This is a genomic window from Luteococcus sanguinis (assembly GCF_039527675.1).
In the GTDB taxonomy this organism is placed as follows: domain Bacteria; phylum Actinomycetota; class Actinomycetes; order Propionibacteriales; family Propionibacteriaceae; genus Luteococcus; species Luteococcus sanguinis.
The window spans coordinates 213,461-226,581 of record NZ_BAAAKI010000013.1 but is presented as its reverse complement, the minus strand read 5'-3'; the positions used below and the strand labels follow the sequence as shown (position 1 = coordinate 226,581).

General features: G+C 68.8%; 10 protein-coding genes and 1 tRNA gene. 5 read left to right on the top strand and 6 right to left on the bottom strand.

Going from position 1 to position 13,121, the window contains the following annotated elements; all coding sequences use genetic code 11:
* Positions 1-131: 131 nt before the first annotated feature.
* On the top strand, positions 132-698 hold the full coding sequence (locus ABD089_RS10320) for a M48 metallopeptidase family protein (RefSeq protein WP_343886285.1): 567 nt from the start codon (positions 132-134) through the stop codon (positions 696-698).
* A 2-nt stretch (positions 699-700) separates the two neighbouring features.
* On the opposite strand, the gene ABD089_RS10315 is transcribed toward ABD089_RS10320, so the two are convergent.
* Positions 701-2,086 carry a zinc-dependent metalloprotease gene (locus tag ABD089_RS10315; protein WP_343886284.1) on the bottom strand — a complete coding sequence of 462 codons (1,386 nt, stop codon included), beginning with the start codon at positions 2,084-2,086 and terminating at the stop codon, positions 701-703.
* An 82-nt stretch (positions 2,087-2,168) separates the two neighbouring features.
* On the opposite strand from ABD089_RS10315, the gene ABD089_RS10310 reads away from it, so the two are divergent.
* From ABD089_RS10310 to ABD089_RS10300, 3 genes are read left to right on the top strand one after another with little or no spacing between them, the layout of a single operon-like run.
* Complete coding sequence (locus tag ABD089_RS10310) at positions 2,169-3,269, top strand: YlbL family protein (RefSeq protein ID WP_343886283.1); 1,101 nt, start codon at positions 2,169-2,171, stop codon at positions 3,267-3,269.
* A gap of 20 nt (positions 3,270-3,289) precedes the next feature.
* Positions 3,290-3,856, top strand: coding sequence for a PPA1309 family protein (locus tag ABD089_RS10305; protein WP_386769671.1), 567 nt, complete (start codon positions 3,290-3,292; stop codon positions 3,854-3,856).
* Positions 3,853-6,702, top strand: a complete 2,850-nt coding sequence (locus ABD089_RS10300; RefSeq protein WP_343886280.1) for a UPF0182 family membrane protein — start codon at positions 3,853-3,855, stop codon at positions 6,700-6,702. The genes ABD089_RS10305 and ABD089_RS10300 overlap by 4 nt, the downstream gene beginning before the upstream one ends.
* 16 nt (positions 6,703-6,718) lie before the next feature.
* Here ABD089_RS10300 and ABD089_RS10295 read toward each other — a convergent pair whose 3' ends face one another.
* The 5 genes from ABD089_RS10295 to ABD089_RS10275 form a co-directional block, all read right to left on the bottom strand.
* Positions 6,719-8,089, bottom strand: a complete 1,371-nt coding sequence (locus ABD089_RS10295; protein ID WP_343886279.1) for a M16 family metallopeptidase — start codon at positions 8,087-8,089, stop codon at positions 6,719-6,721.
* Positions 8,086-9,414: a M16 family metallopeptidase gene (locus tag ABD089_RS10290; RefSeq protein ID WP_343886278.1), complete on the bottom strand. Its 1,329-nt coding sequence runs from the start codon at positions 9,412-9,414 to the stop codon at positions 8,086-8,088. The genes ABD089_RS10295 and ABD089_RS10290 overlap by 4 nt, the downstream gene beginning before the upstream one ends.
* Positions 9,415-9,455: 41 nt before the next feature.
* Positions 9,456-10,043 (bottom strand): membrane protein YczE, encoded by a 588-nt coding sequence (gene yczE, locus ABD089_RS10285; protein WP_343886277.1) that lies wholly within the window; start codon positions 10,041-10,043, stop codon positions 9,456-9,458.
* 133 nt (positions 10,044-10,176) lie between these two features.
* Positions 10,177-10,250: transfer RNA gene (locus tag ABD089_RS10280), tRNA-Met, on the bottom strand.
* A 61-nt stretch (positions 10,251-10,311) separates the two neighbouring features.
* Positions 10,312-11,472: an FUSC family protein gene (locus ABD089_RS10275; RefSeq protein WP_343886276.1), complete on the bottom strand. Its 1,161-nt coding sequence runs from the start codon at positions 11,470-11,472 to the stop codon at positions 10,312-10,314.
* A gap of 102 nt (positions 11,473-11,574) precedes the next feature.
* On the opposite strand from ABD089_RS10275, the gene ABD089_RS10270 reads away from it, so the two are divergent.
* Positions 11,575-13,119 (top strand): ABC transporter substrate-binding protein, encoded by a 1,545-nt coding sequence (locus ABD089_RS10270; protein ID WP_343886275.1) that lies wholly within the window; start codon positions 11,575-11,577, stop codon positions 13,117-13,119.
* The last annotated feature ends 2 nt before the right edge of the window (positions 13,120-13,121 follow it).

The window sequence follows — 13,121 nt, the reverse complement described above, 5'->3', positions numbered from 1 at the left end:
CCACGCGGGGACAATCACATGAGGCACGGCCCCCACCACGCGGGGACTTGACCGTGAGGCACTACGGCCCCTTCGGCCCCGGGGCACGCGCGACAAGTCGTCTGTCAGTGGGGCCTGCCACAGTGTTTCCCATGACGAGCGACCAGACCCCTGCCAGCACCCCCGAGGTCGTGGTGCGCCGCTCCACGAGACGTCGCAGGACGATCCAGGCCAGACGGGAGGAGGGACGCATCGTCGTCCTCGTCCCCGCAGGTGCGACGGCGTCACAGGAAGGCCAATGGGTTGACCAAATGGTGGCCAAGGTGTTGGCCTCCGAACGGCGTCGACGGCCGGCCCGGGGGGACGACCAGCTGCAGCACCGGGCGGAGCGGCTGGCCGCTCAGTACCTCGATGAAGCGGTCGGACGCCCCGTGCGACCCCGCAGCGTTCGCTGGGTGAGCAACCAGAACCACCGCTGGGGGTCCTGCACCGTCGACGAGGGCGTGATCCGGCTCACCGACCGGCTCCAGCAGATGCCCTCCTGGGTGGCCGACTACGTGCTGGTCCACGAACTGACCCACCTGGTCGAGATGAACCACACGGCGCGCTTCCACGACCTGGTGGCAAATTACCCGCAGGCCGAGCGCGCCAAGGGTTTCCTGGAGGGCTGGCTGGCCGGGCAGGGCCGCCCCGCGGAGGAGGCAGCGGTCGACGGCTGAGTTCAGCCCTGCGGGGCGTCCCCGGTGGACGGGTCGTCGGGGCGCTCCTGCTCCAGCAAGCGCGCCAGTTCAGCGTCCAGATCATCCAGCTGGGTGGTTGACTCCCCGCTGACATAGCCCAGCGGATCATCCAGGTCGGCAGCGGTGGGGATCAGGTCCGGGTGGTGCCAGACGGCGTCACGGCCGCCGACGCCCCGATCGACGGTCAGGGCTGCCCACAGGTTGGCGGCATCGCGGACGCGACGCGGCCGCAACTCGAGCCCCAGCAGCGACTTCAGCACCTCCTCGGCCGGCCCACCGGTCACTCGACGGCGACGCAGCGTCTCCGAGAGGGCGCCGGCCGCGGGCATGAAGCGACCGGCAGCTTGGGCGACCACCTCGTCCACCCAGCCCTCGACGAGCGCCACCAGTGTCTCCAATCGACCCAGGATCTCCACCTGCTCGGCGGTCTGGGTGGGCTCGAAGAGCTTGCCCTGCAATTGCTCGCTGATCTCGGCGAGCTTCTCCGGGGTCAGCTGGGACATCTCGTCCACGTCGATGGCGTCCTCGAGGGCAGACGCGTCGATGGAGATCTCGCGGGCATAGTGCTCGACCAGGGCCAGCATCTGGGGCCCGAGCCAGGTGACCTGTGAGAACAGGCGCTGGCGCGCGGCCTCGCGCAACAGCAGGTAGAGCAACACGTCGTCGGCGGAGACCTCAAGCCCTTCGGCGAAGGCCGCCACATTCGTCGGCAACGCGGTGACGCGGGGGACGTCCAGCAGCTGGAAGCCGATCTCGGAACCGGTGAGCACCTGGGTGGACAGTTTGCCGATCGCCTGCGCCAGCTGCATCGAGTACATGGCACCGGCGGCCTGCTTCATCATCGGCGCCAGCATGTTCGACAGGGCCCCCAGCTCCGGCGGCAGGGCGCCCATCGCACCACCCATGGCGCCCCCACTGAGCATGGTGGACATCGCGGTCGCGATCGATGCCACGACGGGTCCTGACACCTGCTGCCAGGCGTCCATGGTGTGCTCGACCCACTCTGCCCGGCTCCAGGCCTGGGCAGCAGCGGGAACCTGCGCGAAGTCACAGGCCTCGTCCAGCCACAGCTCGGCCAGCCGCGTCACCTCGGTCAGCTGGCGACGCTCGGCGTCCGAGGGGGTGGGATCAGACCCCAGCGAAGCGGTGACCTGCCGCGTCAGGGCTCGCGTCTGCTGCCAGTTCACCCCACCGCCGGAAGCGTGGGCGCCCATCCCGAAGGCGACCATCTGCTGCTGCAGTCGGCCAAGCAGGGCTCCCAGGTCGATCTGGCCGTCGACTCCCGGCGTGATGCCCATCTGTCGCAGCATCTCCGCGAGCATCTCCTGGGGGTCCCGGTCCTCGGGCTTGCGGCTGTCGTCGCTCATGGCAACCATTGAACCGCACGGGGCAAGACTGGCCGCGAACCGAGCCGCGGCTACGGGTGGGGCAGCAGGTAGGCTGGCCGCCATGACAGACGTCGCCGCCCGACTCGTGCCCGCACCGGTGCGTGCCCAGGCCCGACGCGTGTCGTCCCAGACCTGGACCGCGATCGTGTCTGCGGGGTGCTTCGTCTCGCTGGCCGCGGCGCTCGCGCTGGTCAAGGTCCCTTTCGTCTCGTGGGCGCCCGGTTCGACCGTCGACCTGCTCGCCACTCAGGACGGCAAGCCCGTCGTTCAGGTGAGCGGCACCAAGACCTGGCCGGTGACAGGTGAGCTGCGGATGACCACGGTGCACGTGACTCGCGCCGACTCCTTCCTCGGGTTGCCCGAGGCGCTGGCCGCCTACTGGCTTCCCAACCGCGACGTGCTGCCACGCGACATGGTCTATCCACGCGGCAAGAGCGCCCAGGACGTCCGCGACGAAGAGGTCGCGATGATGGACGACTCGAAGGCGGACGCGGTGGTGGCCGCCTTGCGTGCCGCGAAGATCCCGGTCACGGAGATGCCCCAGGTGCGCTCGGTGGTCGTCTCCGGCCCGTCCTACCAGAAGCTCGAGCCCGGTGACCTGATCCAGAAGGTCGACCAGACCGACGTCCAGACGATGGACGACGTGAAGCGCATTGTCAGCGCGCACAAGGTCGGCGACGCGGTCGTCTTCACCGTCCTGCGCGACGGTGTGAGCCGCGATGTGACGGTCAACACCATCGCCTCCAACGATTCCAAGACGGTTCCAGTGGTCGGCATCAAGCAGGTCATCGGCTACCGGTACGCGCCGAGCGTCAGCTACGGCATCGACCCGAACATCGTCGGGCCCAGCGCAGGTCTGGTGTTCTCGCTGGCGATCTTTGACCAGATCACCGAGGGCGACCTGGTCGGCGGCCGCAAGATCGCTGGCACGGGCGGGATCGGGCCCGATGGCGCGGTGAGCTCGATCGGCGGCATCCAGGAGAAGATCGCCGCGGCGGAGCGCGCGGGCGCGAAGATCTTCCTGGTTCCCGCTGGGAACTGTGTGGATCTCGGGTCTGCCGGGTCGTCCATGGATTTGGTGAAGGTGTCGACGCTGGCGGATGCCGTCGCCGGACTGCAGGCCCTCAGGAACGGCAATGACAAGGAGGTTCCCCGGTGCTGAACGAGAACCAGGACGACCCGATGGAAAATCAGGGCGACCTGAGCGAGAACCAGGGTGACCAGCTCGTCGACGATCAACCCGAGGAGCTGCCGGTCGCGCTGGTCGCCGCGCTGGCCGAGATCGAGCGCCACGTAGGAGCACAGGGTTGGGACCAGCCCGCGCGACTGTTCGCGCTGGTGCGCACCGATGAGCTGATCCGGGCCGAGCCCAGCCTGGCCGAGCACCTGCAGCCGGGGGAGCCTGATGCGCTCAGCTCCGTGGAGCAGGAGGACTTCCACGGCGGGGACGACCTGCAGTCGGTGCTCGCGCGCATCCAGTGGCCGGCCAGCGTTGCCGGCTGCGCGCTCAGCCTGGAGCGCACCTTCCTGCCCGCCGGTTTCGAGGACGAGATCCCCTCCGACCCCGACCAGGCGGCCCAGTTCGTGAACAACCATGCCTCCCGTCAGGACGTCCGTGTCGTCGTCGGCGTCCTGCGAGACGGCTCCCAGCACGGCCTCGCCCGTCTGGTCAGCGCCCCGGACGAACTCCTTGGGGGCCGGGAGCTCGTGCCCGGCCTGGCCACCGCCTTGGCGGACACACTGCAATGAGCACCATCAGGGTCAATCCATTGAGGGGACGCCGACCGGCGCTGGTCCCCGCCCTGGCAGTGCTCGCGGCACTGCTCGTCGCCGGCTATGGCTTGTCCTGGCTCTGGACGAGTTGGCTGTGGTTCAAGCAGTTGGGTTTTGGCGAGGTCTTCCGCACCCGGATGGTGACGCAAGTCGGGTTGTTCCTGACTTTCGCCGCCCTGATGGGCGCGGTGGTTGGCGGGAACCTGCTGCTGGCACACCGCTTCCGTCCCAAAGTGCGGGTGCTGGGCCGTCGCGACCTGGCCGACTTCCCGCGCGTCCTGTCCATCTGGGCACCGACGGCTGCGCTGGCGCTGATGGCAGGTCTGGCCGCGGCAGGGCAGGCCGACACCTTCCTCGCCTGGCGCAATGCAACCCCCTTCGGCCAGGCGGACGCGTGGTTCGGCCGCGACGTCTCCTTCTACGTCTTCGACCTGCCGTGGTACCGGCACCTGCTGGGTCAGCTCATGGCTGCCCTGATCTGCGCGGTGGCCAGCGCCGGTCTGATGCATCTTGTCCACGGCGCCATGAACCAGGTGCGCGTCGTGCAGGGTCCCGCGGGTGTGCGGATCGCCCGCGAGCAGGGGGTTCCGGCCCTGACCGGACCTGCCCGCACCCACCTTTCGGCGCTGATGGCCCTGCTGCTGCTCGGCTGGGCATGCTCCTTGTGGCTTGACCGCTTCGGTTACGCCACCAGCAACAACGCCCTGTTCACCGGCATCGGCTACACCGACCACCACACCCGCATCGCGGCCAAGGACGTGATGGTCGGCATCGCCATCGTCTGCGCGATCCTGTTCGCCGCCAACACTCGGTTGCGCCGCTGGCCCTCCGGGCTGGTGGGCCTGGTGCTCGCCCTGGTCTCCAGCATCGTCGTCTCCGGTCTCTACCCGGCCTTCGTGCAGCGCTTCCAGGTGCGCCCCGACGAACCGTCCCTGGAGCGTCCCTACATTGACGCCAACATCGACGCGACCAGGTTGGCCTACGACATCGACGACGTCCAGGTTGCCGACTACGATGCCCGCACGACCGTCTCGGCGGGCCAGTTGAAGACCGACGCGGAGGCGCTCCCGGGCGTTCGTCTGATCGACCCGGCCCTGATGGGTCCGGCCTTCGAGCAGCTGCAGCAGGTCAAGGGCTACTACTCCTTCCCGTCCGTGCTCGATGTCGACCGCTACACCATCGACGGCCAGTTCACCGACGCCGTGGTGGCCGCCCGTGAGATCGACCTGGACCAGGTTCCCGACCGCTCCTGGAACAACCTGCACACCTTCTACACCCACGGCTACGGCATGGTCGCCGCCTACGGCAACCGTCGCCAAGCCAGCGGTGAGCCCGACTGGATCGCCCAGCAGATCCCCACCGTTGGCCCGTTGAAGGAGACCGAGTCCCGGATCTACTTCGGTGAACGCAGCCAGACCTGGTCGGTGGTGGGCGCCCCGGCGGGGCAGGCCCCCGTCGAGCTGGACACCCCCGGTGGCGGCGCGCAGGGCAATGAGTCGCGCACCACCTACGCCGGCACTGGCGGCGTGGGCATCGGCAACCCGATCGTGCGCGCCATGTTCGCTGCGCGCTACGGCGACATCAACCTCCTGCTCTCCGAGCGCGTCAACGATGCCTCCCGCATCCTGTTCGACCGCACTCCGCGCGAACGCGTCCAGAAGGTCGCCCCCTGGCTGACGCTCGACTCCGACACCTACCCAGCGGTCGTGGACGGGCGCATCGTGTGGATCGTCGACGGCTACACCGCCTCGGCCAACTACCCGAACTCGAACCGCGTCGACCTGCGCAGCGCCACCAGCGACGCGGTCACCGGCGGGCTGCAGGCGCCCCAACCGGTCAACTACATGCGCAATGCGGTCAAGGCCGTGGTTGATGCCTACGACGGCACCGTGGACCTGTATGCCTGGGACGAGGACGACCCCATGCTGCAGACCTGGCAGAAGGCCTACCCGGGCGTGGTGAAGCCCCGCTCCGCGATCAGCGCCGACCTGCTGGCGCACATGCGCTACCCGCAGGACCTGTTCAAGGTGCAGCGACAGGTGCTGGGGCGTTACCACACCACCGACGCGAGCACTTGGTACCAGAAGTCGGACCTGTGGGAGGTGCCCAACGACCCGGTCAAGAAGGACGGTCGCAAGGAGGCGCCCAACTACCTGTCCATCAAGTGGCCCGGCGACAGCGAGGCGATCTTCAGCCAGACGGCCGTCTTCGTCCCCAAGGACCGTGAAAACCTCGCCGCCTATGTCGCGGTCGATGCGGACGCGTCCAGCAAGAACTACGGACGCATCCGGGTGCTGAAGCTCTCCGACAGCCAGCAGATCGCCGGACCGGGACAGACCTACAACGCGATGATGGCCAACGAGACCGTGGCGACGCGCATGCGCAACTACGTCCAGGGGTCCGCCGCGGCCAGTTACGGCAACCTGTTGACATTGCCCATCGGCGGCGGTCTGCTCTATGTCGAGCCGATCTACACCCAGCAGCAGTCCACCAGCGGCGGCTACCCGGTGCTGCGCTTCGTCGTCGTCCGGTTCGGTGAGCACATCGGCATCGGTGACACCCTGCAGCAGGCCCTGGACATGGTCTTCGTCGGGGACGCCGGCGCCGACACGGGCGAGGGCTCTGAGGACGGCTCCACCTCCGAGAAGCCGACGACCTCCCCGGCCACGGGTGCGGCCGCGGCCCAGGCCCTGCTGCGGGAGGCGGCGACGGCCTTCAGCGCTGCCGACGCGGCCCTGAAGAAGGGTGACCTGGCGACCTACCAGAAGCAAATGGCGGTCGCGCAGGCCAAGGTGGCAGCGGCCCAGAAGGCCCTGCGCTAGTCGCTTTGGCCCGTGATCAGTCGGTGAGGGCTGACAGGTCGCACACCTGGTAGCCCGCCGCTTCGAGTGCTGGACGCAGTTCCAGGGCGTCACCAACCAGCAGCGCGCGGGTCGATGCGGGCGTGATGACCTGGCTGAAGGCGTCCGTCGCCGCCTCGGGCGTGACCGCGCGGATGCGCGCGAAGTGTTCGTTCACATAGCCCGGTTCGCGGCCCACCGAGGCCAGCGAGATGGCCTGGGCGGCGACACCCTCGGCGGTGGCATAGCGCAGCGGTGCGATCCCCACCTGGTAGGTGATCGCGTCGCTGACCTCGTCGGTGGTGAAGGGCTCGTTGGCGAACAGCGTGTCCAGCGCGTCCCCGAGCGCCGCGACGGCCACCTCGGTGCGGAAGCTGCCACCCATCGACCACTGCCCGTCCTGGTCGCGTCCGGGGCTGGTCGACATGGACACGCCGTAGGTGTAGCCGCGGTCCTCGCGCAGCAGATGGTTGAGGCGGCTGCCGAAGGAACCGCCCATCGCGGTGCACGCCACCTGCAGCGGTGCGAACACGTCACTGCCACGGCCGACAGAGGGTCCGAACAGGCGCAGTTCCGCCTGCACGGCTCCGGGACGATCCATCAGGTGGACGACCGGACGTCCATCGCTCGCCGTGGCCGCGCCCTGGTGCCGTGGCGCCTGGTGCTGTGCGGGGCTGCCCGGGCCGGTCCAGTCGGCGAAGCACGCGTCGACGATGTCGTCCACGTCGTCCGGCAGGTCTCCGGCAACGACGAGAACGGCACCGGCCGGACGCCACCACTGGTCGTGGAAGGCACGAACGAGATCGGGGGTGATCGTGGCGACGCTGGTCGCCGAGCCGCCGGTGGGACGCGAGCTGCGGTCGTCGTCGGCGTAGAGCACCTTCTTCAGACCAAGGCTGGCCAGCGACCCGGGGGAGATGCGCGCCTGCTCGATCTCGGCCAGCCGCAAGGCAACGTGGCGTTCGACGTCGGCGGCGGCAATGGCCGGGGTGCGGACGATCTCCGCGAACAGTTCCATGGCCCGGCGCAGGCGCGGGGCCGGTACGTCCAGCGAACAGTGGGTGGCGTGCGTCCCAGCGCCACCGTCATAGGCCGCCCCGCACCCCTCGAGCAGGTCGAGCACCTCCCCGTCGGGGTGCTTGGTGGTGCCCTCGTCGCTGACCCGAAGCGCCATCATCGCGACGCCCTCGTGCTCCACGGGTTCGACCGCGAGCGGGATGTCGAGGCACAACTCGGCGGTGACGACGTGCTGCCCGGGCAGGTCGAAGAGCCATACGGCCAGGCCGTTGTCGAGCTCCCGGACTCGCGGGCTGGGGAAGTCCCACGGCGCGGGCTCGCCGATCTGGGGGCGTTCGGGACGGGTGCTCATGCCTGCTCCTGGCTGTGTGCGGGTGTTGTGGGTTCGGGGCTGGTGATGGCGGGAGTAGCGGGGGACTGGTGGTATTCCAGGGCGCTGCGTTGGTCGGGCGCCAGGTACGCGGCGCTCACCCGGCGGACGTCGTCCGCGGTGACGGCCTGCACCTGCGCCAGGTGGGAGTTCAGCAGTGTCGGGTCGCCGAAGAGAGTCGCGAAGGCGCCGATCTGGTCGGCGCGGGAGTCGATCTCGGCCAGCTCGCTCAGCCATTCGCGCTCGTAACCGGCGCTGGCACGGTCCACCTCGTCCGCGCTGGGACCATCGGTTCCCAGCGCGCTCAGGTGCTCCAGGATCGCCTCCTCGAGCGTGTCGAGGCTGACGCCCTCGCGGGCCCGGGCGGAGACCAGTGCGAGCGAGTTGCCGCGCGCCAGCTGGATGGACGAGGCCCCGGCTCCCTCGGCGAGTTGCCGTTCGCGGACGAGGTCCTTGTGCAGCCGGGACGACTGGCCCCCGCCCAGCACCGCCAAGGCTTGTTCGACGGCCGGGGCGTCGGCGTGGTCCATGGCCGGTGTCAGCCAGCCCAGGTGCAGGGCCGAGCGCGGGACGTCGCGCCGCACCACCAGGCGTGGCACCCCGGTGTGTGGCGGGAGCGCGGCCGTGGTGGAGCGGACCGGGGCCCGGACCGCGGTCAGCGTCCCGAAGTACTCATCCGCCAGCCGGAAGCCCTCATCGGCCCCGACGGCGCCGGCGAGGGTGAGCACGGCATTGGACGGGCTGTACCAGCTCCGGAAGAAGTCCTGCACCTCGGTGAGGGTCGCGGCGTCCAGGTCGGCCATCGCGCCGATGGTGGTGTGCGCGTAGGGGTGTTCGGCGGGGAAGTTGAGCGCCATCAGCAGTTCCAGCTGGTCACCGTAGGGGACGTTGTCGTAGCGCTGTCGCTTCTCCTCCTTGACGACCTGCCGCTGGGTGTCGAGGTTGGTCTGGTCGACCGTGAGGGACGCGAGACGATCCGCCTCCAGCCAGAGCGCGAGCTCCAGCGCGCCGCGCGGGACGGTCTCGAAGTAGTTCGTCCGCTCGAAGGAGGTGGTGGCGTTCACCGATCCCCCGGCTGCCTGCATGACGGCCAGGTGCTCGCCATTGCCCACCTGGTCGGAACCGGCGAACATCAGGTGCTCGAAGAGGTGGGCGAAGCCGGTGCGTCCGGGCTGTTCGTCCCCGGAACCCACGTGGTACCAGAGGTTCACGGCGACGCCGGGGCTGGTGAGGTCGGGGTTGACGACCACCCGCAGGCCATTGGCCAAGGTGGTCTGTTCGATCACATAGTCGAGCTGCGCAGGCATGGGTGCCACCCTAGCCACGCGCCGGGAACAGGGGTGGCCGGTCAGTCCAGCTTGACCTCGAGACGCGGCAGGAAGAACTGGACCAGAGGCCCGATGGTAACGGCGTAGGCGACCGTGCCGACGCCCACTGTTCCGCCCAGGAGCCAGCCGATCGCCAGCACCGTCACCTCGATCAGTGTGCGCACCAGCCCGATGGAGCGTCCGGTCAGCGGAGCGAGGCCCGTCATCAGGCCATCGCGCGGTCCAGGGCCGAGCTGCGCGCCGATGTAGAGCCCGCCCGCGATGCCGTTCAGGACGATGCCCGCAGCGAGAAGCACGGCCCGCCAGGCCCAGTCGGTACCGAACTGGGGGTCGGGGACGAGCGCCAGCGTCGCGTCCATTGCGAGACCGATGAGGATGACGTTGAGCACGGTCCCCAGACCGGGCCATTGCTTCAAGGGGATCCAGAGAAGCAGCACGACGGCCCCGGTCAGGATGGTCACCTGCCCGATCGTCAGCGGCACATGTGCCGCGACTCCTTGGTGGAAGACATCCCAAGGGTCCAGCCCGAGATGGGACCGCAGCATCAGGGCCATCGATGCTCCGAAGAGCCAGAGTCCGACGACCAACTGGAGGAGTCGTCGGGGCATGCGTGGCGCCCGGATCTGTTCAACAGGGGTCATCGTGGGCACCGGGACACTATGCCGCATCTGCGAACCGGGGGAGCCAGCATGACAAAGGCGCCTTCGGTCAGTTTCCTGACCGAAGGCGCCTCCGGTTTCGTAGCGGGGACAGGATTTGAACCTGTGACCTCTGGGTTATGAGCCCAGCGAGCTACCGAGCTGCTCCACCCCGCGTCGCTCGCTCTACTTTACACACTCCGCACCGGGACGCAAAATCGGCTGCGTCGGCTCCGGTTCACTGCAGGTCGGGGAGCAGTTCTCGGGCATCGGCGTAGTCCAGCCCGGTCAGCTCCATCAGGTCGGTCAGCATGGAGCGCACCTGTGCCAGCAACACCACCGCCGACAGCGATCCGTGCATCGTCACCGCCGCGCTCTGCTCCGCCAGGAAGACCATCCTGGACCGCGCCCGCTCGGGGGTGCGTCGCGCGTCCATCTCCTGCGCGCACATGTCGATCACGTCCGCCAGCCCCGGCAGCAGGGCCAGGTAGTCCTCCGGTACGTCGTCCCCGCGCCAGGACGCAACCACGGCGCGGCGGGCCAGCACCCGCAGGTTGCGCACCAGTCGGTCCAGCGGCGCGACCAGGTCCCCGATCGCCTGGACGTGCTCGCGGTGCCCGTGCAGGAAGGGGGAGTAGCGGGCCACCGCAATCCCCTCACCGGTCGCCTCGCGCAGCGCAGACAGGGGCTTCTCGGTCGCACGGGCCCGCTCCAGCGCCGCCTCGGCCTGCTCCTGGTCGCCGTCGCGCAACGCCTGGTGCGCCGCCCGCACCGAGGCCGAGCACTCCCGCAGCACCTGGGCTGCTCGCTGCCGTGGCCGCTGCACCGGCGAGGTGGGCGCGACCAGGGCCATCAACAGGGCCAGGCCGCAGCCGAGCAGCGCGTCCTCCCAACGGCTGATCCCCTGGCCGGGTGCAGGCATCAGGGTCATGACCGTGGCGGCCTGGATCCCGGACTGGTTGATGAACAGCACCTGCCCGTTGATCCAGGTCGCGATCGACATGGCCACGAAACACACCAGCATGATCTGCAGCGGACCGGTGCCGAACAGACGGACGAAGATGTCGCCCACGAGAACGCCGAGGAAAACCCCGACGGCCACCTGCAGCACCCGCGAGGTCCGCTGACCGAAGCTGAAGCCCAGACAGATGATCGCGGCGACGGAGGCGAAGAAGGGCATCGGGTGCCCGAGCAGGTGCTGGCCCAGGAACCACGCCGTCCCGGCGGTGAACGAGGTCTGGCAGATCATGAACACCCGGCTGCGCCAGCGCTCCACGCGGCGACGTTGCGACGCCAGTCCCACCCGTGCGGCGTGTTCACTGACGTCGAAGGCGCGCAGCGTCACGTCGTGCAGGGCACCGCCGAGGGATGAGGGGCGGGGTTGCTCGGAGGGGGGCACCTCTCGATTCTCCCGCATCCCGCGCTGTTCCCCGGTGGCTGGTCATGAGGGCAGTAGAGTGGGCCCGCCTGAAGTCATGGCGACTCGACCCGAGGAGAGACGATGACGTTCGACCTGCAGCAGATTCGCATGCCGCGGAGAACCATGTTGGCCTCGACCGCCGTGGTCGGTGCCGGTGCGGCGCTGACGGCCTGCTCGGACACCCCGGCTTCGCAGACGAATGAAGAGGCCCGCGCCCTGGTCGTCGGTGCAACGGCAGAACCCCAGTCGATGGACCCGATCACGCAATCCGGCGCCGCGATCGCGCAGGTGCTGCTCTACAACGTCTACGAGACGCTGGTGAAGCTGGACGGGGAGGGGAACCTCAAACCCCTGCTGGCGCAGAGCTGGTCCACCTCTCCCGACCGCCTCACCTACACCTTCACGCTGCAGCCCTCCGCGAAGTTCTCCGACGGGACGGCCGTGGATGCGAAGACGGTCGTCGCGAACATCGAGCGGGTCAAGTCCGGCGCCAAGACGGTCACCACGCCCAAGGCGCAGATGGCGCTGGTCGCCTCCGCCACCGCCACGGACGACCGCACCGTCCAGGTGAAGCTCACCCGGCCCAGCCAGGAGTGGCTGTTCAACATGGCCTCGGTCACCGGCATGATCGCGCCCACCTCGTCCTTCGCGACGCTGGCCACCACGCCCGTCGGCTCCGGCCCCTTCACCTTCGGCGCCTGGAAGAAGGGTGAGTCGGTCTCGCTGGCCCGCAACGAGTCCTACTGGGGCACGGCACCCCGCTTCGACGGCGCCACCTTCCGCTATTTCGCGGACGCGAACTCGATGAACGCCGCCATGCTGGCCGGCGACATCGACATCATCAGCGACCTGACCGCCCCCGAGGCGCTGGGCCAGTTCAGCGACACCAGCAAGTACACGGTCACCGAGGGCACCACCAACGGTGAGGTCGTGCTCGGGTTCAACCAGGGCCCCAAGGGCAACGCAGCCCTCAAGAAGGTCAAGGTACGCCAGGCGATCTGCCATGCCATCGACCGCAAGGCCCTGCTGGCCACGGTCTGGGGCGGCAAGGGAACGCTGATCGGCTCCATGGTGCCGCCCACCGACCCCTGGTACGAAGACCTCTCCTCCACCTACGCCTTCGACGTCGCCAAGGCCAAGGCGCTGCTCAAGGAAGCTGGCGAGACGAACCTCTCCCTGCGGCTGCGCGTCCCCACGCTTCCCTATGGTCCGACCGCGGCGCAGTTCATCACCAGCGCGCTGAAGACCGTCGGCATCACGGTCAAGGTGGACGAGATCGACTTCCCGACCTGGCTGAAGGAGGTCTACACCGACGGCAACTACGACATGACCATCGTCAACCACGTCGAGCCGCACGACATCTTCAGCTTCGCCAACCCTGACTACTACTGGCACTACAGCAATGCCGAGTTCACCAAGCTCGTCACCGATGCCGACCAGGCCGAGACCGATGTCTATGTCTCGAAGATGAAGCAGGCTGCCAAGCTGCTGGCCACCGACGCCGCCGCCTGCTGGCTTTGGCTGTTCCCGCACCTGGTGATCAGCAAGGCCGACATCACCGGCGTCCAGGCCAACGCGACCTCGTCGAGCTTCGACCTGACCGTCCTGGCCTCCCGCAACGGCTGACC